We start from the raw sequence: 22,643 nt of genomic DNA, 5'->3' as shown, positions 1-22,643 counted from the left end.
GTTAAGGCGCTTTTCTAATAACCGGCTTGCCGTGGTCTTCGCTTAATTGATGAACCACGTGAGCCGGAATAAATACCTGAGCCACACTAGCAACATCTTTGGTGTTGATGTCGACCAAGCGAGCGTTTGCCATAATACCATCACGATGATGCGACAAAGTCCCCACCATCACGTGCGTTATTGGCATGATCTCGTCAAGTTCCATATAGTCACGCGTTAATGCAAAATCACCGTTCGATGTAACGCGAATAAAGTCCGTTGTTTTGAAGTCCAATACACTCAGTTCACGGCGATGCAACTCTTGCACTAACTGCTCAGACAGCACCTGGCTGAGAGCGGAGCTTTGATTGTACTGACCCGTTACACCGACAAGATTGGTAATACCCACTTTAACACCACTGAGTCGAATACTGGCGTTATCAACCAGTTGTTCCGCAAGTTGAACACTGTATTGTGCGCTGTAGGGCTGCGAATAAGTTTCGGGTGGCTGCTCTTTTGCGACCTGCTGTTTTGCCGGCAAGACGGTACAGGCTGAGAGCAGACTTAACGCAGCAGCCGATGCAAATACTTTACTTAATACATTCATAATGACTGTCCTATTCCTGCGTTTTTAATGGCGTTGTAGCCGACCATCAACCATTTCTGTTTGCTTATTTGGCCAATACAAGTGCTTTGGCACGTAACGATTTGCCGCTGCCAGCACTTCTTGACTGCGGCGGTCAATAATACGCAAGTTCACAACTGCGCCATCATCTTTGCGCGAAAGAGTCCCTACCAGCACCCAGTCTAGCTTTGGTTGTGCTTCTAGTTCATCGACGTTACGCGTCATATTAGTAGAGCCTTCAGCTGTCAGTGTCACATAGTCCTGCGCTCGGAACTCAACTAAGTCCAGATTACGCTCTTTCATATGTGCGTAGAGGCTTTCACTAAGCTGATGGCTGAGCTTATGCATGGAGTCGCCTTGCTCTGGAAGCTCTAACGTTTCAGCTAGCACCCAGCGCGTAACACCAATATTGGAATAACCGTAATGCTGGTTAACTCGCTGTAGTTGACTTACAAGCTGTGCAGCTAAATCATCGCCAATTTTTTCATGAGGATTGCTGACGTGAGCTAATGCAGAGCTACTGAAAAGCAACGCCATTATTGCAAAAAGAGTCGAGCGAAGAGCCATAAACGCACCTGTATTTAAAACGCTGATGCTTTTGTATCGGCAGGTGTTGGGGAAGGTTTAGGGGGGGAATGAAAAGCTCAAATAAAAAGCTTGATAAAACTAAAAGAAAATTTCCGCCCGACCATTCAGCATTTTAAAAAATTTTAGTCTTTACGTAAAACTAAACACCAACCAACGTTCTCTCCATCGACATAGAGCACTGATGATGTATCAACAGCAAATCCTAAGTTGGCTGCTAAGTTTTTAAACTTACTTTTTTCTAAAGTAGTGAAAGATGCTGAAACTTGATCTATTAATCTTTCGTTATGATATATTAAACGCTCTTTTAAGCCAGTGAGCTCTTCCAATACAGCATCGGCGCTTTTATTAACTGAAGTTCTCATTATTTCAGCAAAAGCAACGACGATAGACTCAATCCAGGCCCTTTCATAATTTTTTGAAAATAGGTTCATCAGATTTTCAACTACAAGCCGCAAATGATTATTAAAGTCTGAAAAGAGCTGAGATTCGGCCCATCCCTTAGCTCCTCCCCTCTTTACTACTTGCTTCTTCTGTTCAAACATTTCTATAGCTTTAGAAAAAAGCTCCGACGAAAATACTTTTTCATTTACTTTAATGCCGACCTTTGATTGCAAAACAATCTCACTTTCTTCGGTGTGCATTACTAAACATACCAGCCCATGAGGTTTAAGTGTCCTATAAACACGCTCTAAAGCAATTTCTTTATCACTATACTCAAACCCGAACTGAGAAATAAAAGCTGAAATACTATTATCTGGATATTCCATCGACTCAATAAAAGTAGATCCTAGAAACTCTATTTTGTCTAAAAGACTTTTTGTGTACTCTTCTAAACCCTGTATCGAAAGAGGAGAAATTTCGGCTGCATCCACTCCGGAAACATGCCAGTCTAAACTATTATGCTCTGCATACTCTTGGGCAAGAATAGCCAAAGCGCCATTCCCAGTGCCTAGATCAACAATTTCCCCTTGCGTTGGAAACAAAGAAAACTTGTCATCCCAGAATTTCTTCACATCACCGTCGTAACCTTTAGCAACACGACCTTCAGCAAAGCTATTGAGAGCCCCACTATTCCGCCAGTAATTAGTCCAATGTTTCATTAAATTAAACCCATAAAAAAACGCTAGGTGATTTACCTAGCGTTTTTAATTAGTTAACTATAACACTTAGAAGGTTTGTGTTACGCGGAAGTATGCAATACGACCATACGCGTCATACAAATTGAAGTTATAGTTACGACCACCGTAACCGATTAATTGAGGTTCCTTCTCAAAAACGTTACGGGCACCAATAACAAACTTAGTACCAAAATCAGTAGTATAACCAGCTTGAACATCGTGAGTTGTCCAGCTTGCTACTAAGTCATTTTCACCTGAAGGTCCATCAACACTAGCAATGTGGTTAATGTTCCAAGCAAAGTCAAAATTGTTGATTCTGTACACGTTGCTCAGGTTTGCACGGTACTCAGGAAGATCCTGATCTCCAACAAAGTTACGACCATCGTCGAAACGGTACTCATTCACCCAACTTGCTTGCAGGTTCTGTACGAGTGAACCAGCTGAGCCAAAGTCAAAGTTTGAACGAATATTGAAGTCTACACCGTTAGTAGTCAAAGTACCTTCGTTGACACTTCCACGAACCACTCCGGTGATACCGTTAGTAGCAGGATCACGTGTTACTGAGAATGCTGCTGGGATTGGGTCACCTTGAGCCGCTCGGTTGATCAGAGTCTGTGCACCCAGAGTAGAGATACGCTCTTCAATCTCGATGTCATAGTAATCTACCGAGAAATCTAGGTAGTCAGTCGCTTGATATGCAAGACCAAATGCCATTTGCTCAGATTGCTCAGACTGTAGATCCGGATTAGAGATTACAGTTGACTGAACCTGAACTTGACAATTTGGTTCCTGACCAAAGGCTACACACGTGTCTTCATCACTGATTGAGTCAGCAGATAAAGATGGTTGAGCAGTCAAGATATCAAGAGAAGGAGCACGGAAGCCTTGTCCCCACGAACCACGTAAAACTAAATCTTCGTTTACTGACCAACGAGCAGATAGTTTTGGAGAGAAGTCACTACCGTAATCTGAGTAATCATCATAACGACCAGCTAAAGTTACTTCAAAGTCCATAGTGATCGGGAATAAAGTTTCAAAGTAACCAGCTCGCACATAACGTTCGCCAGCAGCACTTGAACCAGAAGAACCACCTACAGAACCTGACTCAGATAGTGAATCGTATTTATCTGCATAGATTTCCTTACGGTAATCAGCGCCGACTACCATTTGAATCATACCACCGTTGATTTCATACACGTCGAAACCAGCAGAGACGTAAGCTTCTTCTTGGTCAAACTTACCGCGACGAGAAGTCGTTACATTAATACCTCGAAGAGTATCTTGGTAGGTGCGCCCGTAAGTTTCTAAGTATTCTTCCGCCAACTCAGGGTTGCCTTCGAAGCGCGTACCAAGAGGATCTCTAAGATCGTACGAACCATCGTTTACATAGTTTCTAGCCTGAGAGCTTAGCAAATAGTTTTCACCGATTTCAGTTGTGCGTGTCGTGTTACGACGAACACCAAAATCGATATCGAACATACCGACATACCCTTGAGCACCAAACAACAAGTCGTTAACTTTCATTTCAACATTGTTGTCACGGTTTCCTAGAGCGGCAAAACGATGCCAATAGTTTACTTGACGTGGTTGAGGATTTCCGTCCGCATCTGCAGTACGTGGGTCATAAACATTGCCATCTGGATTAGTTGGGTTGTTCGGACTATCTGCTGATATTGTTCTGTTGGTATCATTTAACGATGGAGCATAACGACCAAAAGATTTGGTCTGTGCATTTGAACCACTGAAGTAAATGTTCCAATCATCATTAATCTGATAATCACCACGAAGGAAAATTGACTTGTTACCGGTTGAAGCTTCATTTGCGTTAGTTGCGTTGAAGTTATAACCACAAGCTTGAGCACCTTCACCATTAATAGTCTGGCCGTTTGAACCTAAGCGATAGTTTGGAATATCACAAGCGCCAGGAATTGCATTAAAGCCAGGCATGTAGCCAGGTATTAAATCACGAATAGTTGTATCTTCATCATCTGGATTATTTTCCGCAAAATCAGCAACAACATCATTTTGAGCTGGTGTCAGGATATCGGTAAAGTTATTACCGTAAACTGAAAAGCCTGGCTCATTCCAAGGGTAAGCGTTTTCAAAAATAATGTCGCGGTTATTCCACGAAACACCACCTAACACTTGAATTTTATCGCTCGAAGAACCGAATACGATTGAGCCTTCTTCACGGTCACCGCCGTCAGAAGGAAGGCTTACGTCCGCTGAACCCAGTTTTAATTCAACACCATTAAAGTCATCACGTAAAACTACGTTGATAACACCACCAATCGCATCAGAACCATAAACAGCTGAGGCACCGTCAGACAGAATTTCAATTCTTTCTACCGCAGCAAGTGGGATAGAGTTCAAATCTTGAGTACTACCAGTCGCAGGTGACTTTGGAAGTCTCCGGCCGTCGATCAGTACCAATGTCCGGTTCGCGCCCAAACCACGCATATCAACACTAGATACACCTTGCGCAGAAGAGCCTGACTGAGGTCGGAACGAACCCGCTGAGTTGAAAGTGGTACCACGAATAACGTCTGCTACAGAGATATCACCTGAAAGCTCTAAAGATTCACGGTCAATAACCGTTACTGGAAGGTCACCCTCTAAATCAGTACGCTTAATACGCGAACCCGTAACCTGGATGCGCTCAACTTCTTCTTCCATATTCACGTCAGATTGCGCATCTTGTGCAATTGCTAACGCTGGAAAACCTAAAGACGCAGCTACTGCTGCTGCCGTTAAGCTTTTACGAAATGTAATATTTTTCATGAGTAAAAACTCCCTGGAACGTTTTTATTATTTCGCTTCTTTTATAGAAGCTGCTTAGAATCTAACAGGAAGTTAAGGAGTTGTAAACTTTTCGTGTTAATTTTGTTGATAGTGTTTTAAAGCTGTTAAAAAGCCGCCTAATGCGGCTTTGCAAGGAAAGGTTGTATACTTATTTTGACGCTTGGATACATTGACCAAAAATGCCACTTTCTGGAAATTCTACTTCCTGAATTACAACATTTTTAAAGCCTGCTGACTCTAATTGCTTCTTGGCTTCTTCCATGCCTTCTAACTGTTCTACTGCTTTCAGCAGAGTCTGAGTTCTCGCCTTATTTGAATTTATTGAGTTTAAGTACCCTGCATACACTTGACGGGACTCAACTTCGTTACCTTTTGCCGCAGCTTGCAACACATGCTTTGTTGCCGGTACAAAGTTCATTGCATGAAAAGCTGGGTTACGCTCATGTTTCCGCGCAAATTGATTAAGTGCCTGTTGTGCCTGCAGTGCTGAACGTGGCAAATTGTTGGGTCCGTGTTTCAGTAACGCATCTTGCAGTGGAGCTACGGACTTCTTCAAGTGCTTTACTGCCGAAGGGATTAAGTCATAAATAGCTTGGCTTTTCTTATAAATTACTGACGATTCAGAATGCACCAGTGCTATTAATACCCCACCTCTTTTTAGCTGAGTATGCAAATTCTTCAACCCATCAGCCATGTCACCGTATTCAAGACCATAATGTGACACGAACATACCCACTTTTTTATTGGAGGGCAGTTTGAAAGTTTCATAGGGAGTATTACCAGAAAGCTTAAGCGCTTTGTTTGGCGGATTTATCTCAGCGGAGTCGATGCCCTGAACATCTAACTTTTTGCCCTTTTCTTCTGAGTATTCCGTCAGCCATTGCACAACAGCACCATTGCCGGTGCCAATATCAACTACCGGTTGTTTTATATCGGCTTCGTCGAAACGCTCAAACCAGAATTTACGCATTTGGTAGGCTTGCAGGCGCGACTTTTCATCTAGGAAGCTTGCTTTCGCACCGCGTTGCCAATACTCAGTCCATGGATTTTTTGTTGTTTTCATTATTGTTCACTCCAGTACTACTACGACAGTATTTTCATGCTACCACAAAAAAGCCCGACTCAAAGAGCCGGGCTTTTATATCTAACGCTTTAAGAAACGTGCTTAGAAGCGCATTGTTACGCCAGCAAAGTAATAACGACCTGTAACATCGTATGCTTCAGAAGCAGTATTGATACCTGTCCCACCACTTACTGTACCCTGAGGCAACATTGGAGGCTTCTTGTCAAACGCATTACGAACGCCAAAAGTGAACTCGTAGTTATCGTTCATGACATAACCAGCAGAAATATCGTGGTAAGTCACTGAGCCTACGTTGTTGAACTCTTCTAATGGTGCAAAGTTCGTAAAGTTATAGTTGTAGCCATTTGTTGAGTCTTTAGCGCTGTCCCAATAACGCATTCTCCAAGAGAATGTCAGATCATTGAGAGCATAGCTCAAGTTTAAGTTTGCACGATGATTTGGCGTTGTAATTGAACCTTCATAAGTTTCAACGCTTCCGTCGTAAATTGACTCAATTGAATACTCGTCAATGTAGTTCCAAATTAAATCCGCAGCAAACTGACCATCCGCAACTTGAGTGCGATAGTTCAACTCAAGGTCAACACCTGAAGTGCTAATGATGTTTTCATTTGATGAGCTGCTATCTACGTCTACAAGCACACCATCAGAGCTACGGAATACTTGATCGTTACAGCTAGCATCAAAGTTTTCAGGACTAACTGAGTAGCAACGCTGAAGGACAGTTGAGCGACCCGTAATGGCAATCGCGTCTTCTACTTTTATGTCATAGTAGTCAACAGTTGCTGAAAGGTCGTCAGTAATCTGCCAGATAGCACCTACGCTGTAAGTATCTGCTGTCTCTTCCTGTACATTAGGGTTGCCGCCGATCATACCTCCGGTACCTTGCGCTTCAGCTTGCGTAAGCGTAAACGAGCCATCTGCCTGAACACGGTTATTTACTGAAGCAATTGAGCGACAGTTTTCTGCGATATTGCCCGTTGTCGTTGCAGTTACGTCAACACACGGATCTGTAACACCCGCAAATGTTTCGCCGGCTCCAGAGTATAAATCCGAAATGTTTGGCGTACGGATAGCAGTTGCCGCTGATGCACGTAATTTAACGCCATCGATTGGCTCATATTCAGTACCAAGGTTCCAGGTCGTCGCAGAACCAGAAGCTGAGTGATCAGAGTAACGCGCAGCCAAATCTACAGACAGATCCATTAGTACTGGAAGACGTGTTTCAAAGAAAATATCTTTAGTATCGAAACGGCCATCAGTTGGCTCAGAGCGGTTTGTGCTAGAAGCGCCAGTTTGAGCTAAATCGCCTGGACTATAAGTACCTTTTTCTTCACGGTACTCAAGACCACCCGCTAAACCTACAAAGCCGCCAGCTAGTTCAATTGGCAGATCACCTGAAACAACACTCTGCACAACGAATTGCTCTGCGGTACCGGTTGCTTTTGCTGGAGTTGAAATATAATCAACTGCAGCTGCTGAAACACTGTTTTCTCCAAACAAGTTCAGAGGCGCACAGCCTTGCATACGAGCAATAGGATCGGCACAAACTAAGTTCCCATTTGCGTCTTCCACTACATCCAGAGCCAAACGTGCGCGGTCAGTATTGATTTGACCACCATTTAACTGCTCTTGGTTAGTACGACCCCAGGTCATGTATGTGTCCCAAGTCCAGTTGTAGTTAATGTCGTAAGTGAAGCCAGAAGCAATACGTAGTGTGTCGCGCGTAACGTCTGTAGAACGCGTTCCGAACTCGCTCATACGGCGCACAAACGTAGTTTCATTTAGGTTATCAATACCTTCAGCTAATAAGTTCTGACGCAATAACTCAGGTACTAGCGGAGAGTATACGCTCATTCCATCAATAGGCTGTTCGACACGATGGTTCATCCAAAGGTCTTCGCCAATATTAAATGGTGTTGGCTCAATTGTAGAACCTTGAGTTTCTGCAGAGTTCCAATGCACAGAGCCGAACACACTAAAGTCACTTGCCAGACTCTGACGAATTTCAGCAGCAACATAACGGCGTTCTAGTGGAGTTACTAACTGTCGAGCGCTTGCGCGATTAAAACCGCCTGAATACTCAGTTCCGTCACCGTTGTAACTATTATTTGCTGTTGTGATGCGGCCTTGAGGAGGATATGAAGAAAGCACTTCGCCAACATATTCACTTCCGTTTTCATCCAAGAGGATTGCACGGTCTACCGCTGAGAATTCACGATCCGTAGACTTCAAGCCTTCGTCGTTGTCAATACCGAATGAGAACCAAGCGTTACCACCGTTCCAATCCTTACCCGTTGTGAAGTTGATATTCTGAGTTTGGCGATCATGCTCACCTGAAATACCGGCTTGAGCGTTAACCTCAACACCTTCGAAATCTTTACGGGTAATAATGTTCACAACACCAGCAACGGCATCAGAACCATAAACTGCCGAAGACGCACTTTTCAGGATTTCAATACGCTCTATCATCGCTGTTGGAATTGCATTCAAGTCAACTGCGTAACCTGTTGACGGATCAACGCCCGAAACAAAACGCTGACCATTTACAAGAACTAGAGTTCGCGCAGCACCCATGTTACGCAGTTCAGTTGTGTTCAAGCCAACGGTTGTTGTACTAAACGCGGAGTTAGACTGATCTGAGCCAGCAATGGCTACTGGCGACATATTCAAAACCTGTGCTACGTTGATAGCGCCCGTTTGAACAATGTCATCGCGACCAATAACCGTTACCGGAACCGGAGTTTCCATATTGGTTCGGCTTAAGCGCGAGCCTGTTACTTCTATTTTTTCAATATTATTTTCAGATGCGTTGTCTTGCGCTACCGCAGGAAACGATAACGTAGACGCAACCGCAAGCGCAGTCATGCTGCGACGAAACAGTTTGTTATTCATGAGATTACTCCCTGGAACATTTATTTTTTTAACGTTGCTTGATTGGCGAAAAGCAACCTGATCCCTTAACAGGGGGTTAACCTTTTAACTCTCAGGGGGAATCTTTTCAAGGGCTTTACAGAGGTTTTATTGAGGAGGTTTGTTTGTTCGATTGTTAAACAAACAGAATGTTTATTAATCAGTCTAATATATTAATAGATTTAACATTGGTTACCTTTTTAGTAACAGATGTTTCGCAGTTAATTCGCTTTCATTAACAGAGTACCCCTGCGCCAAAAACAACTCGCCACAGGCGACTGCATCGGTGAGTGCATGATGTGAGCGATAGTCAGGCAGTCCATAGCGTCCGCGGCAAGCTGACAGCGTGAGGGAGCCTTTTCGTACAGCACCTTCCGTTTTTTCAAGCTGCTTTTTCTCGAATGCCAAAGTATCAAATACAGCGAGCGGTTTCATAGGAATACCGTACACTTTTTCAACTTGCTTTAAGAACCCCCAATCCATGCCTTTGTGGTGACACACCATAACCGCATCGTTTAGCGCGCGGCTTAACATTGCAAAGGTCTGTTTCGGGTCTGAGCTGTGAATAAAGTCGTCTTTTGTCAGACCGTGAATGATTGGGCTCTGTCCTAAATCGATGTCCTGTCCATGGGCAAATACATGATACTGAGCGTTACCAAGTTGTATTGCCGGTGGCTGAATGCTGACCCAGGCAATTGACAATATGTCATGCTTAGTCGGACTCAAGCCTGTACTTTCAATGTCCAAAGCAACATATCTAAGCTGCTGCCAAGGCTGCTTCAATTGTTGTCGACGGTCATACCAATTCGCGAGGTGTTGTAACCAACTGGCCATTAATAGCCCTGCCTACTGAACTTTAATCCAACGCCTTGCTGTGCTTCTTTTATAATACGAAACGCGCTTTTCAGTTGCCGTCTTGAAAGCGTGCTGAGTTTATCAGGATCAATAGCGTTTTTAGGCTTGTCGGTTCCCCACACTTTCAGTTGATGATTGAGTCGTAGCTGGGTCAAAAACTCCCATGCTTCTAGCAGTGATTGGTTGTCTTTTGAATTTAGCAGACGACTTTTTTGCAAGGCTTTTAAACGCGCTACAGTACCTGGAACTATCAGTCCTTCTTTTAATGAATAAATTCTCGCAATATCGTTAATTAACGCAATTCCATAGCGTTTTATATCAATGGTGTCTTCACCATCGGCATCAGAAGTCCGTAGTCGGTTAAACAGACCTAAGGGCACTTGTATCTTATTGACTAAAATAGCAAGGTTTCCTAAGAACATATCGTTATTGGCCAACTTGGCTATTTCTTCTCTGTAAGTTTGATAAAAGCGACCTTCACCCATAACTGGTCGACTATCGAAGAATATTTGGCAGTACATGAGCGCTTTGGGAGTTGGGCTATTTATCCAACCGTTGAATTTTTCCTTCCACTCATCAATGGTACCTCGGCACTCGGGGTTAGATGCCATAATATTGCCTGGACATAAAGGAATACCGCACTCTCCCAAGCCTTCACACACATATTCGCCCAGGCCGGCAAACCACTCTTTTTGCGATTTTGAGAGACCGTTACTTAGCAATAAACCGTTGTCCTGATCGGAGCTTAACGTTTGATCTTCTCTCCCCTGAGAACCGAATGCCAGCCAGCTGTATGCGGCAGGCGCAGCACCGTGCTCTTGCTCGTACAATTTGATCAGTTGACGCGTCATTCCGTCTGCCACTGAAGCCATCAGCCGGCCTAATACCGAGGTTTGTTTTACTCGGCTGGCAAAAGTTTGCAGGTAATCGGGTAACTTCGCAGCTTCCTCTATTAACTGCTTTTTGCTTGTCGCCTTGCGAATAGCGCTTATCAGAAAAACAGGATCACTACGCTGCTGACGTATTAAGTCAGTTGCGGTTATCATTCCAACCGGCTGATTATTGTCATTTACCACCGGTAGATGGTGGATATTACTCGACGTCATAACCGTCAGTGCATCCATTAAGGAACGGTTTTCGTTTACTGACTCAGGTAATTGAGTCATAACTGCTGAAACTCTTATGTCTAAAGGCAGCCCCTCTGCAATAACACGGTTTCGTAAATCCCTGTCGGTTAAAATTCCAACCAGTTGATTATCGTCTACAACCAGGACGGACGAAATTCCGCTTTGCGACATGAGTTTAGCGGCATCCTGGACGGGGGTTTCACTGCTTAAACTAATCGGCGCTTTGGAAACAATAGAGCGCACCGTTTGTTGACTCCAGTCTGAGTCAGAGGTGGTGTTCGCTTTTCGTTCAGTTAATAAACGTTGCCCATGGGCTTTGATAAAATACTGCTCAAATGGTTTTGAGGTTTTTCGAAGACGATCGAACGCGTGCTCTGGTAATACGTAAACTATTCCGTCTTTTAATGTCTTTAGACGGTTAGTAATTTCTCGACCAGTTAACAACGATGGGTAACCAAATAAGTCCCCACTTTCCAGACGCTCGATAAGTTCACCGTCGGCATCACGCAGATCAAAAATTCCCGACCGCACTATAAATAATGCAGGTCTCATTGAGGTCATAACGTCATTGCAGTTCTCTTCGTTCAAATAAACCGACTGCAGCTGCGAAATAACCCAACTCAGGTGCTCGCCTTTTAACTCATCAAATGGTGGGCATTGCTTTAAAAATTCAGACGCTTCCATAATGGTTTTCGTCCTTACTTACAGTTAAAAAAGCCCAGCACTTAGGCTGGGCTTATCTTAGTCAAAAAGCACTTAGTGAGACTGAGCTTCACCGGATCCTTTCGGATACCGTATTGACTCAACCAATTCCTGAATGTCTTCAGGAGCGTCACCTGTTGCTTTGTGTACGATTGTTGCAACTACAAAGTTGATAATCATACCCAGAGTACCTATGCCTTCTGGCGAGATACCAAACAGCCAGTATTCAGGCGTGTTCAGTTCTGGCGATACAAACTTAAAGAATACAATGTAGCAGAAGGTGAATAGAATACCCACAACCATACCTGCAACAGCACCTTGACGGTTCATGCGCTTATGGAAGATACCCAGAATTATCGCAGGGAAGAAGCTTGCTGCGGCTAAGCCGAACGCAAAGGCGACCACCTGCGCCACGAAGCCGGGCGGGTAAATACCAAAGTAAACAGAGATAATAATAGCTGTTGCAGCCGCAACCCTCGCATAGAGGAGCTCTTTCTTATCGGTAATGTTTGGCATCAAATTTCGCTTCAATAAGTCATGCGAAACCGATGTCGATATTACCAACAATAAGCCTGCGGAGGTCGATAGAGCTGCAGCCACACCACCAGCGGCTACGAGCGCCACAACCCATGCCGGTAAGTCTGCAATTTCCGGGTTAGCCAAAACCATAATGTCACGGTCGATAGTCATCTCGTTGCGTTCATCGCCCGAGTAGAACATCTTGCCATCTTCATTTTTGTCTTCCCAGGTAATTAGACCGGTTTTTTCCCAATTCTTAACCCAGCTTGGTGCGTTTTCATACTCAACACCTTGTAAGTCAGGTCCGTTGACTGTGTTGAAGATATTCACTTTCGCAAAAGATGCGATAGCAGGAGCTGTTAGGTAAACAATTGAGATGAAAGTCAGAGCCCAAAATGCTGAACGACGTGCATCGCGTACCTTTGGTACTGTGAAGAAACGAACGATCACGTGTGGCAAGCCTGCGGTACCAACCATTAATGCTGCTGTAATAAAGAATACGTCTATTTTACTGCGTACACCTTCTGTATATGCAGCAAAACCCAGCTCTTGGGAGAGACCGTCTAGCCTTTCCAGAAGATATTGCCCTTCTCCGGGAACACCTCCGGCTATTGTTCCTCCGAAACCTGTTTGAGGTAAGAAATGGTCGGTCATTAATAGTGAAATAAATACCGCCGGTACAACATAAGCGAACATCAATACAACGTATTGAGCAACCTGTGTATAGGTAATACCTTTCATTCCACCTAAAACGGTGTAAAAGAACACAATGATCGCACCAATAATAACGCCAGTCGCGATATCAACTTCCAGGAAGCGTGAAAATACGACTCCAACGCCACGCATCTGACCTGCGATATAAGTGAAGCAGATAAGAATAGCGCACAATACCGCAATAGTACGTGCAGTTTGTGAGTAGTAACGATCACCAATAAAATCCGGGACAGTGAACTTACCGAATTTACGTAGGTATGGAGCAAGACACATTGCAAGCAGTACATAACCGCCTGTCCAACCCATTAAATAGACTGAGCCATCGTAACCTGCGAAGGCGACAATACCAGCCATTGATATGAAAGATGCTGCTGACATCCAGTCAGCGGCTGTTGCCATGCCGTTAGCAACAGGGTGTACACCACCGCTTGCAACGTAAAAGTCGTTTGTCGATCCGGCACGAGACCAAATTGCGATACCGATATATAACGCGAAGGTCAGGCCGACAATAATAAATGTTAGCGTTTGAATATCCATAGCGCACTAGTCCTCGTGAACTGCGTATTTGTTATCGAGTTTGGCCATGCCTCTTACATAAATGAAGATAAGCACGATGAAGGTAAGAATGGAGCCTTGCTGAGCGAACCAGAATCCAAGCTTAAAGCCGAAAAAGGTTATCTCGTTAAGCACATCCACCAATATGATTCCAAAGCCGTAAGAAACGATAAACCAGACCACTAATAGCTTTAACATTAAGCCTAGGTTTTCTTTCCAGTACGCTTTGGCATGATCTTCACTTTCAAATGCCATAAACGTCCCCTCCAGTTGTTCAAATTAATATTGTTATTGGGTCGCTAACAAATGTAGGAGGGTTTGTTAAATGAGGGAATTGGACTTTGGTCGTAGCTTGAAATTTAAATACAAAAAAACCCCGATGCATTTGCACCGGGGTTATTTATTTGAAGTCTGGCGGTGTCCTACTCTCGCATGGGGAGACCCCACACTACCATCGGCGCTGGTGTGTTTCACTGCTGAGTTCGGGATGGATTCAGGTGGTGCCACACCGCTATGGCCGCCAGACATAAACTGTCACAACATAAAAAACTGATTCTAAGTAATCTGCCACTCTCTTGCCGCTTAGCAGAGTCGCTCGCTTGTGCGTAACGTCTCAAACAACTTCGGTGTTGTATGGTTAAGTCTCACGGGCAATTAGTACGGGTTAGCTCAACGCATTACTACGCTTCCACACCCCGCCTATCAACGTCGTCGTCTTCAACAACCCTTCAGAGCACTCAAAGTGCTAGTGAGAGCTCATCTCGAGGCTCGCTTCCCGCTTAGATGCTTTCAGCGGTTATCGATTCCGAACATAGCTACCGGGCAGTGCCATTGGCATGACAACCCGAACACCAGAGGTTCGTCCACTCCGGTCCTCTCGTACTAGGAGCAGCTCCTCTCAACTCTCAAACGCCCACGGCAGATAGGGACCGAACTGTCTCACGACGTTCTAAACCCAGCTCGCGTACCACTTTAAATGGCGAACAGCCATACCCTTGGGACCGACTTCAGCCCCAGGATGTGATGAGCCGACATCGAGGTGCCAAACACCGCCGTCGATATGAACTCTTGGGCGGTATCAGCCTGTTATCCCCGGAGTACCTTTTATCCGTTGAGCGATGGCCCTTCCATTCAGAACCACCGGATCACTATGACCTACTTTCGTATCTGCTCGACGTGTCTGTCTCGCAGTTAAGCTGGCTTCTGCCATTGCACTAACCGTACGATGTCCGACCGTACTTAGCCAACCTTCGTGCTCCTCCGTTACTCTTTGGGAGGAGACCGCCCCAGTCAAACTACCCACCAGGCACTGTCCACAACCCCGATTAGGGGCCAATGTTAGAACATCAAACATACAAGGGTGGTATTTCAAGGATGGCTCCACACCAACTAGCGCCAGTGCTTCAAAGCCTCCCACCTATCCTACACATGTAGGTTCAATGTTCAGTGCCAAGCTGTAGTAAAGGTTCACGGGGTCTTTCCGTCTAGCCGCGGGTACACAGCATCTTCACTGCGATTTCAATTTCACTGAGTCTCGGGTGGAGACAGCGTGGCCATGGTTACACCATTCGTGCAGGTCGGAACTTACCCGACAAGGAATTTCGCTACCTTAGGACCGTTATAGTTACGGCCGCCGTTTACCGGGGCTTCGATCAAGAGCTTCGCATACGCTAACCCCATCAATTAACCTTCCGGCACCGGGCAGGTGTCACACCGTATACGTCCACTTTCGTGTTAGCACAGTGCTGTGTTTTTAATAAACAGTCCCAGCCACCTGGTCACTGCGACCGCCAACAGCTCATGACGAAAAGTCAATCACCATCAGCGGCGTACCTTCTCCCGAAGTTACGGTACTATTTTGCCTAGTTCCTTCACCCGAGTTCTCTCAAGCGCCTTAGTATTCTCTACCTGACCACCTGTGTCGGTTTGGGGTACGGTCAATGTTCATCTGAAGCTTAGAGGCTTTTCCCGGAAGCAGGGCATCAATGACTTCGCATCCGTAGATGCTCGTCTCGTGTCTCGGCCTTAAGGGTCCGGATTTTCCTAAACCCTCAGCCTACGCACTTTCACGCGGACTACCAACGCCGCGCTCACCTAGCCTTCTCCGTCCCCCCATCGCAATGAACATCGGTACAGGAATATTAACCTGTTTTCCATCGACTACGCGTTTCCGCCTCGCCTTAGGGGCCGACTTACCCTACCCTGATTAGCATGGGATAGGAAACCTTGGTCTTCCGGCGTGGGAGTTTTTCACTCCCATTATCGTTACTCATGTCAGCATTCGCACTTCTGATACGTCCAGCAGTCCTCTCGAACCACCTTCATCCGCTTACAGAACGCTCCCCTACCCAGCAACAAGTTGCTGCCGCAGCTTCGGTGTATGGCTTAGCCCCGTTACATCTTCCGCGCAGGCCGACTCGACTAGTGAGCTATTACGCTTTCTTTAAAGGGTGGCTGCTTCTAAGCCAACCTCCTAGCTGTCTGTGCCTTCCCACATCGTTTCCCACTGAGCCATAACTTTGGGACCTTAGCTGGCGGTCTGGGTTGTTTCCCTCTCCACGACGGACGTTAGCACCCGCCGTGTGTCTCCCGGATAGTACTCATTGGTATTCGGAGTTTGCATGGGGTTGGTAAGTCGGGATGACCCCCTAGCCCAAACAGTGCTCTACCCCCAATGGTATTCGTCCGAGGCTCTACCTAAATAGATTTCGGGGAGAACCAGCTATCTCCGGGCTTGATTAGCCTTTCACTCCTAGCCACAAGTCATCCCCTCATTTTTCAACATAAGTGGGTTCGGTCCTCCAATTGATGTTACTCAATCTTCAACCTGCTCATGGTTAGATCGCCCGGTTTCGGGTCTATACCTTGCAACTGAGCGCCCAGTTAAGACTCGGTTTCCCTACGGCTACCCTATACGGTTAACCTTGCTACAAAATATAAGTCGCTGACCCATTATACAAAAGGTACGCAGTCACGGAACACGTCCGCTCCTACTGCTTGTACGTACACGGTTTCAGGTTCTATTTCACTCCCCTCGCCGGGGTTCTTTTCGCCTTTCCCTCACGGTACTGGTTCACTATCGGTCAGTTGGGAGTATTTAGCCTTGGAGGATGGTCCCCCCATATTCAGTCAAGATAACACGTGTCCCGACCTACTCGTTTTCACGTTTCATGCGCCTTCACATACCGGGCTATCACCGTCTATGGCTCTGCTTCCCAACAGATTCTGTTAGCACATGTAACGCTTAAGGGCTGCTTCCCGTTCGCTCGCCGCTACTAGGGAAATCTCGGTTGATTTCTTTTCCTCCGGGTACTTAGATGTTTCAGTTCTCCGGGTTCGCCTCCTGGCACCTATTTTATTCAGTGCCGGATACTGAGCAAGCTCAGTGGGTTGCCCCATTCGGAAATCCATGACTCAAGTGGCTCTTACTGCCTCGTCATGGCTTATCGCAAGTTAGTACGTCCTTCATCGCCTCCAACTGCCTAGGCATCCACCGTGTACGCTTAGTCACTTAACCATACAACCCGAAGGTGTCTGGACTACATGACCAAGATTGTTTGTTCTCGCTGTACACAAGTTCGATACGCCTCTACCTTACGGTTTGTTCAAGTAGAGTGGCATTTCTTACTTTATTTACAATCAGCTTTCCATGTTGTTAAAGAGCGTGTAACACGAAGTTACCGGTAAATGTTCTTGACCAAGAACACTTAACGCTAACGGTTACCAGAGAAGAAGTGGTGGAGCCAAGCGGGATCGAACCGCTGACCTCCTGCGTGCAAGGCAGGCGCTCTCCCAGCTGAGCTATGGCCCCAATTATCGGCCTTTCGACCACCCCCGACAAGGGTATTTCAAGCTGTGGCAAGGCCGCAAGGAGGACGCATACACCAGTATGCGACGACGCAGCAACGCAGTTCACAGCGCAGAAATGGTGGGTCTGGGCAGACTTGAACTGCCGACCTCACCCTTATCAGGGGTGCGCTCTAACCAGCTGAGCTACAGACCCAGTTTTCTTCTCTTTCTAATATCAAGCCTGCAAACTGTGTGGACACTTACTCACACGGATGTGAGGTATGCAAAAAATGCAGGACGCAATTTTTTGCCTACTCAAAAGTTAGCGCAATAATGTAAGGAGGTGATCCAGCCGCAGGTTCCCCTACGGCTACCTTGTTACGACTTCACCCCAGTCATGAACCACACCGTGGTGATCGTTCTCCCGAAGGTTAAACTAACCACTTCTGGTGCAGCCCACTCCCATGGTGTGACGGGCGGTGTGTACAAGGCCCGGGAACGTATTCACCGTGGCATTCTGATCCACGATTACTAGCGATTCCGACTTCATGGAGTCGAGTTGCAGACTCCAATCCGGACTACGACGCACTTTATGAGATTCGCTTACCTTCGCAGGTTCGCTGCCCTTTGTATGCGCCATTGTAGCACGTGTGTAGCCCATCCCGTAAGGGCCATGATGACTTGACGTCGTCCCCACCTTCCTCCGGTTTATCACCGGCAGTCTCCCCAGAGTTCCCACCATTATGTGCTGGCAACTAAGGATAAGGGTTGCGCTCGTTGCGGGACTTAACCCAACATCTCACAACACGAGCTGACGACAGCCATGCAGCACCTGTCTCAGTGTTCCCGAAGGCACTAATCCATCTCTGGAAAATTCACTGGATGTCAAGGGATGGTAAGGTTCTTCGCGTTGCATCGAATTAAACCACATGCTCCACCGCTTGTGCGGGCCCCCGTCAATTCATTTGAGTTTTAACCTTGCGGCCGTACTCCCCAGGCGGTCAACTTAGTGCGTTAGCTGCGTTACTCACGTCTTAATGACACGAACAACTAGTTGACATCGTTTACGGCGTGGACTACCAGGGTATCTAATCCTGTTTGCTCCCCACGCTTTCGTACCTCAGCGTCAGTCTCTGACCAGGTGGCCGCCTTCGCCACCGGTATTCCTTCCAATATCTACGCATTTCACCGCTACACTGGAAATTCTACCACCCTCTTCAGGACTCTAGCGTGCCAGTTCTAAATGCTATTCCCAGGTTGAGCCCGGGGCTTTCACATCTAGCTTAACACACCGCCTACGTACGCTTTACGCCCAGTAATTCCGATTAACGCTTGCACCCTCCGTATTACCGCGGCTGCTGGCACGGAGTTAGCCGGTGCTTCTTCTGTGGCTAACGTCAACTGTGATAGCTATTAACTATCACCCTTTCCTCACCACTGAAAGTGCTTTACAACCCGAAGGCCTTCTTCACACACGCGGCATGGCTGCATCAGGGTTTCCCCCATTGTGCAATATTCCCCACTGCTGCCTCCCGTAGGAGTCTGGGCCGTGTCTCAGTCCCAGTGTGGCTGATCATCCTCTCAGAACAGCTAGGGATCGTCGCCTTGGTGAGCCTTTACCCCACCAACTAGCTAATCCCGCTTGGGCTCATCTTTAGGTGTGAGGCCCGAAGGTCCCCCACTTTGGTCCGTAGACATTATGCGGTATTAGCCACCGTTTCCAGTGGTTGTCCCCCGCCTAAAGGCAAATTCCCAAGTCTTACTCACCCGTCCGCCGCTCGTCAGCAGAGAAGCAAGCTTCTCTCTGTTACCGCTCGACTTGCATGTGTTAGGCCTGCCGCCAGCGTTCAATCTGAGCCATGATCAAACTCTTCAATTAAAAGTAGTTCAATCAACTCAATGAATTACGCGTTTTTGCTTAGCTTCATTAATGAAACCTTGCTGAACACTCATTCAAAAGTTGCAATACATATTTCTGTTTTGCGTAACTTCTGCAAGTGCCCACACAGTTTGCTTGGCTTGATATAGTTGTTAAAGAGCGTTGCTTCTTCCGAAGCAGGGAGGCGTATTCTACACGTCCCGATGATTTCGTCAACCTCTTTTTCTGGACTTTTTGTCCGACTGACAAAACCGCCGTTGCCCGACTCAACTCAGTGAGTATCTCGTGACAACGGCGGCGAATTATAGCGATCTTTTGTGCCCTTTCAAGATCTTTTTTTTAGAAAGGAGAAAAAAGATAAAAAAGGTGATTTTTTAAACATCTATGTTAAGTTAGTGTATCTTTACTTGAACTGTCATTACACTTATTACTCAAACATTAGGTCTGTAAATGAATTAAAGGGGAATAACTAACTATGCGCCGTAACTACTATAATTATATTTTAGCGCTAAGTGTATTGGGTATATCCCTAACAGGCTTGCCGTCAGTATCATTTGCCGAGCCCAATTCAGCGCAAATGTCATCAACAAAAGAAGCAAAGCTTTTAAAGACTTATACCTCGATAATTGAAAATCACTTAAACAAAAACTTATCAATAATGCGAACCGTGCGAATACTTGTTAATAACTATCCAGAACACGCTAGTTATATTGTATCCGCTGCTTTCGATTTAACGCCGAATAAGAAGAAAGCCATTATAATGGCAGCTATCCAAGCTGAACCTGCTGTCACTTATAGTGTCGTCGAAACTGCTTTAACCTACTTCCCTGGCAATGCAGAAATGATAGTTCAAACAGCTATCGAAACTGAGCCAGCTTACATTGATGATATTTTATCTCTCGCTATTGCTCACTCACCGGAAAAGGCGGATAGCTTAATAACTGTTACCCTGCAAAACCATCCTTCATATTCTGAGTCAATAATGAGGACAACCCATCAAAGTGCTTCCGGTAACTTATTATCGTCGGTTATAGGTACGTTAAAACTTATCCCTGAATCGGCTGATTATGTCCTAAATGGTATAAAGGACTTTTTCACAAGTCTGGGGGGAACAGAATCTGAAGCTTACATTTCTAAAGAACAGTGGAAACTGCTAGCCGTTGAAGCTAAAAACTCTGGATTAGACAAAGATAGACTACAGTGGCTTGTTGATAAGGGGCATTTGGAACAAAAAGAGTTAGCCGCTGTTTATAACAAATAATTGAAAAATGCATAATAAAAAGGCCAGCTTTAAGCTGGCCTTTTTAATCCGTTTACTCAGCAGTTTCTTCAACTACTTCTTCAACTTCTTCTACTTCTGGTCTATCAACTAATTCAATGTAAGCCATAGGTGCGTTATCACCTGCACGGAAGCCACACTTCATAATACGAGTGTAACCGCCTGCGCGCTCTTCATAACGCGGGCCTAATTCATTAAACAGTTTACCAACGACTTCTTTGTCACGCGTACGTGCGAAAGCTAATCGGCGATTAGCAACGCTGTCTTGTTTAGCCAATGTAATCAATGGCTCCACCACGCGACGCAGCTCTTTAGCTTTTGGCAACGTCGTTTTGATAATCTCATGGCGAACTAGCGAACTTGCCATGTTACGGAACATCGCCTGACGATGGCTACTGTTTCGATTTAGTTGACGACCACTCTTACGATGGCGCATACCTATACCCTTCTCAGTAAATCTTTTACTAAGGTGACCTTAGTCGTTTTCAATTAAGCTAGCAGGTGGCCAGTTTTCCAGGCGCATACCCAGAGACAAACCACGTGATGCCAACACATCTTTAATTTCAGTCAACGACTTCTTACCTAAGTTAGGCGTTTTTAACAGCTCAACTTCGGTACGTTGTACTAAGTCACCAATGTACTGAATCGCTTCTGCCTTCAAGCAGTTCGCAGACCGAACAGTCAATTCCAAGTCGTCAACCGGACGAAGAAGAATCGGATCGAATTCCGGTTTCTCTTCTTTTTCTTCCGGCTCGCTGATATCACGAAGTTCTACGAAAGCATCTAGCTGTTCTGCCAAAATCGTAGCAGAACGTCTAATCGCTTCTTCTGGATCCAACGTACCATTGGTTTCCATTTCGATAACCAGCTTGTCTAAGTCAGTACGCTGTTCAACACGAGCCGCATCTACAGAGTATGCGATGCGTTCTACCGGGCTGAACGAAGCGTCAACTAACAGACGACCGATTGGACGCTCATCATCGTCAGCTGACTGACGTGATGCTGCAGGAACGTATCCACGACCACGCTCGACCTTAACACGCATGTTAAGCTCGTAATCACCAGTAAGGTGACAAATAACGTGCTCTGGATTAACAATTTCTACATCACCATCGTGAGTGAAATCGCCTGCGGTTACAGGACCTGCTCCGGATTTATTCAAGGTCAACGTAGCTTCGTCTTTACCTTCGATGCTGACTGCCAGCCCTTTCAGGTTCAACAAAATTTCGATGACATCTTCTTGAACACCCTCTTTACTGCTGTATTCATGCAGCACGCCGTCGATTTCAACTTCAGTCACTGCGCAACCTGGCATTGACGATAGTAAAATGCGACGTAACGCATTACCCAGTGTATAACCAAAGCCGCGTTCTAGAGGCTCCAGTGTAACCTTGGCATGAGTCGGGCTAATTTGCTCGATGTCGACTAACCTCGGCTTTAGGAATTCGGTAACAGAACCCTGCATTGTGTCCTCTCTCTATGCTTAAGCCTTACTTAGAGTAAAGCTCTACGATCAACTGTTCGTTTATTTCAGCAGACAAGTCACTACGTTCTGGAAGACGCTTAAACTGACCTTCCATTTTGTTGTTGTCTACTTCTATCCAGACTGGTTTCTCACGTTGTTCCGCAAGTTCCAGTGCTGCTCCGATACGTGCCTGTTTTTTCGCTTTTTCGCGAACAGAAACGACATCTTCAGGACGAACCTTGAACGATGGAATATTCACTACTTGGCCATTCACAACAACTGCTTTGTGACTAACCAATTGACGAGCTTCAGCGCGTGTTGACGCAAAACCCATACGATACACTACGTTATCCAAGCGCTGTTCCAACAACTGCAACAGGTTCTCACCAGTATTGCCTTTCAGTCGAGCTGCTTCTTTGTAGTAGTTACGAAATTGCTTTTCCAGAACGCCATACATACGACGAACTTTCTGTTTCTCGCGCAACTGAACACCGTAGTCTGACAAACGACCGCGACGCGCGCCGTGTTGTCCTGGTGCAGTTTCGATCTTACATTTAGAATCGATTGCGCGAACGCCGCTCTTAAGGAACAAATCCGTTCCTTCGCGACGGCTCAGCTTGAGCTTAGGACCCAAATATCTTGCCATGATCTTT

General features: G+C 45.8%; 14 protein-coding genes, 2 tRNA genes and 3 rRNA genes. 1 reads left to right on the top strand and 18 read right to left on the bottom strand.

Going from position 1 to position 22,643, the window contains the following annotated elements:
* Position 1: 1 nt before the first annotated feature.
* From UM402_RS03810 to UM402_RS03740, 15 genes are all read right to left on the bottom strand, one after another.
* Entirely contained in the window at positions 2–586 is a 585-nt protein-coding gene (locus tag UM402_RS03810) for a FlgO family outer membrane protein (RefSeq protein WP_058579547.1), read from the bottom strand.
* Positions 587–610: 24 nt separating this feature from the next.
* Entirely contained in the window at positions 611–1,171 is a 561-nt protein-coding gene (locus UM402_RS03805) for a FlgO family outer membrane protein (protein ID WP_058579548.1), read from the bottom strand.
* A gap of 143 nt (positions 1,172–1,314) precedes the next feature.
* Positions 1,315–2,292, bottom strand: a complete 978-nt coding sequence (locus UM402_RS03800; RefSeq protein ID WP_058579549.1) for a class I SAM-dependent methyltransferase — start codon at positions 2,290–2,292, stop codon at positions 1,315–1,317.
* A 66-nt stretch (positions 2,293–2,358) separates the two neighbouring features.
* On the bottom strand, positions 2,359–5,091 hold the full coding sequence (locus tag UM402_RS03795) for a TonB-dependent receptor plug domain-containing protein (protein ID WP_058579550.1): 2,733 nt from the start codon (positions 5,089–5,091) through the stop codon (positions 2,359–2,361).
* A 169-nt stretch (positions 5,092–5,260) separates the two neighbouring features.
* Entirely contained in the window at positions 5,261–6,175 is a 915-nt protein-coding gene (locus UM402_RS03790) for a hypothetical protein (RefSeq protein WP_058579551.1), read from the bottom strand.
* Between the two features lie 102 nt (positions 6,176–6,277).
* Complete coding sequence (locus UM402_RS03785) at positions 6,278–9,088, bottom strand: TonB-dependent receptor domain-containing protein (RefSeq protein WP_058579552.1); 2,811 nt, start codon at positions 9,086–9,088, stop codon at positions 6,278–6,280.
* A 210-nt stretch (positions 9,089–9,298) separates the two neighbouring features.
* Positions 9,299–9,940 carry a 3'-5' exonuclease gene (locus UM402_RS03780; RefSeq protein WP_058579553.1) on the bottom strand — a complete coding sequence of 214 codons (642 nt, stop codon included), beginning with the start codon at positions 9,938–9,940 and terminating at the stop codon, positions 9,299–9,301.
* A complete protein-coding gene (locus UM402_RS03775) occupies positions 9,940–11,772 on the bottom strand; it encodes a DUF294 nucleotidyltransferase-like domain-containing protein (RefSeq protein WP_058579554.1) in 1,833 nt (610 codons plus the stop codon). Before UM402_RS03775 ends, UM402_RS03780 begins: the two co-directional genes overlap by 1 nt.
* A 72-nt stretch (positions 11,773–11,844) precedes the next feature.
* Positions 11,845–13,560, bottom strand: coding sequence for a sodium:solute symporter family protein (locus tag UM402_RS03770; RefSeq protein ID WP_058579555.1), 1,716 nt, complete (start codon positions 13,558–13,560; stop codon positions 11,845–11,847).
* A 6-nt stretch (positions 13,561–13,566) separates the two neighbouring features.
* On the bottom strand, positions 13,567–13,833 hold the full coding sequence (locus tag UM402_RS03765) for a DUF4212 domain-containing protein (RefSeq protein ID WP_058579556.1): 267 nt from the start codon (positions 13,831–13,833) through the stop codon (positions 13,567–13,569).
* A gap of 154 nt (positions 13,834–13,987) precedes the next feature.
* Positions 13,988–14,103 (bottom strand): 5S ribosomal RNA (rrf, locus tag UM402_RS03760).
* 108 nt (positions 14,104–14,211) lie between these two features.
* Positions 14,212–17,095 (bottom strand): 23S ribosomal RNA (locus UM402_RS03755).
* 218 nt (positions 17,096–17,313) lie between these two features.
* Positions 17,314–17,389, bottom strand: a tRNA-Ala gene (locus UM402_RS03750).
* Between the two features lie 115 nt (positions 17,390–17,504).
* Positions 17,505–17,581, bottom strand: a tRNA-Ile gene (locus UM402_RS03745).
* Between the two features lie 122 nt (positions 17,582–17,703).
* Positions 17,704–19,246, bottom strand: a 16S ribosomal RNA gene (locus UM402_RS03740).
* The 16S, 23S and 5S rRNA genes sit together here with 2 tRNA genes alongside, the layout of an rRNA operon.
* 475 nt (positions 19,247–19,721) lie before the next feature.
* Between UM402_RS03740 and UM402_RS03735 the strand changes: the two genes are divergently transcribed.
* Positions 19,722–20,507: a hypothetical protein gene (locus tag UM402_RS03735; protein ID WP_058576151.1), complete on the top strand. Its 786-nt coding sequence runs from the start codon at positions 19,722–19,724 to the stop codon at positions 20,505–20,507.
* 52 nt (positions 20,508–20,559) lie between these two features.
* Here the strand turns inward: UM402_RS03735 and rplQ are convergent, their stop codons facing one another.
* The 3 genes from rplQ to rpsD are packed head-to-tail and all read right to left on the bottom strand — an operon-like array spanning position 20,560 to position 22,636.
* On the bottom strand, positions 20,560–20,961 hold the full coding sequence (gene rplQ, locus UM402_RS03730) for a 50S ribosomal protein L17 (RefSeq protein ID WP_053954229.1): 402 nt from the start codon (positions 20,959–20,961) through the stop codon (positions 20,560–20,562).
* Positions 20,962–21,000: 39 nt separating this feature from the next.
* Positions 21,001–21,990, bottom strand: a complete 990-nt coding sequence (locus tag UM402_RS03725) for a DNA-directed RNA polymerase subunit alpha (protein WP_053954228.1) — start codon at positions 21,988–21,990, stop codon at positions 21,001–21,003.
* A 25-nt stretch (positions 21,991–22,015) separates the two neighbouring features.
* Positions 22,016–22,636, bottom strand: a complete 621-nt coding sequence (gene rpsD / locus UM402_RS03720; protein ID WP_053954227.1) for a 30S ribosomal protein S4 — start codon at positions 22,634–22,636, stop codon at positions 22,016–22,018.
* Between the last annotated feature and the right edge of the window lie 7 nt (positions 22,637–22,643).

Source organism: Idiomarina sp. OXR-189 (genome assembly GCF_034373425.1).
GTDB classification, from domain to species: domain Bacteria; phylum Pseudomonadota; class Gammaproteobacteria; order Enterobacterales; family Alteromonadaceae; genus Idiomarina; species Idiomarina zobellii.
This window is presented reverse-complemented; position numbering and strand designations above follow the sequence as displayed.

What these genes read in the sequence shown, in the direction of transcription:
- UM402_RS03780 (WP_058579553.1), bottom strand. Translation starts at nt 9,940, where the DNA reads ATGGCCAGTTGGTTACAACACCTCGCGAATTGGTATGACCGTCGACAA.
- UM402_RS03800 (WP_058579549.1), bottom strand. Translation starts at nt 2,292, where the DNA reads ATGAAACATTGGACTAATTACTGGCGGAATAGTGGGGCTCTCAATAGC.
- UM402_RS03795 (WP_058579550.1), bottom strand. Translation starts at nt 5,091, where the DNA reads ATGAAAAATATTACATTTCGTAAAAGCTTAACGGCAGCAGCAGTAGCT.
- rpsD (WP_053954227.1), bottom strand. Translation starts at nt 22,636, where the DNA reads ATGGCAAGATATTTGGGTCCTAAGCTCAAGCTGAGCCGTCGCGAAGGA.
- UM402_RS03805 (WP_058579548.1), bottom strand. Translation starts at nt 1,171, where the DNA reads ATGGCTCTTCGCTCGACTCTTTTTGCAATAATGGCGTTGCTTTTCAGT.
- rplQ (WP_053954229.1), bottom strand. Translation starts at nt 20,961, where the DNA reads ATGCGCCATCGTAAGAGTGGTCGTCAACTAAATCGAAACAGTAGCCAT.
- UM402_RS03790 (WP_058579551.1), bottom strand. Translation starts at nt 6,175, where the DNA reads ATGAAAACAACAAAAAATCCATGGACTGAGTATTGGCAACGCGGTGCG.
- UM402_RS03765 (WP_058579556.1), bottom strand. Translation starts at nt 13,833, where the DNA reads ATGGCATTTGAAAGTGAAGATCATGCCAAAGCGTACTGGAAAGAAAAC.
- UM402_RS03770 (WP_058579555.1), bottom strand. Translation starts at nt 13,560, where the DNA reads ATGGATATTCAAACGCTAACATTTATTATTGTCGGCCTGACCTTCGCG.
- UM402_RS03735 (WP_058576151.1), top strand. Translation starts at nt 19,722, where the DNA reads ATGCGCCGTAACTACTATAATTATATTTTAGCGCTAAGTGTATTGGGT.
- UM402_RS03785 (WP_058579552.1), bottom strand. Translation starts at nt 9,088, where the DNA reads ATGAATAACAAACTGTTTCGTCGCAGCATGACTGCGCTTGCGGTTGCG.
- UM402_RS03775 (WP_058579554.1), bottom strand. Translation starts at nt 11,772, where the DNA reads ATGGAAGCGTCTGAATTTTTAAAGCAATGCCCACCATTTGATGAGTTA.
- UM402_RS03810 (WP_058579547.1), bottom strand. Translation starts at nt 586, where the DNA reads ATGAATGTATTAAGTAAAGTATTTGCATCGGCTGCTGCGTTAAGTCTG.
- UM402_RS03725 (WP_053954228.1), bottom strand. Translation starts at nt 21,990, where the DNA reads ATGCAGGGTTCTGTTACCGAATTCCTAAAGCCGAGGTTAGTCGACATC.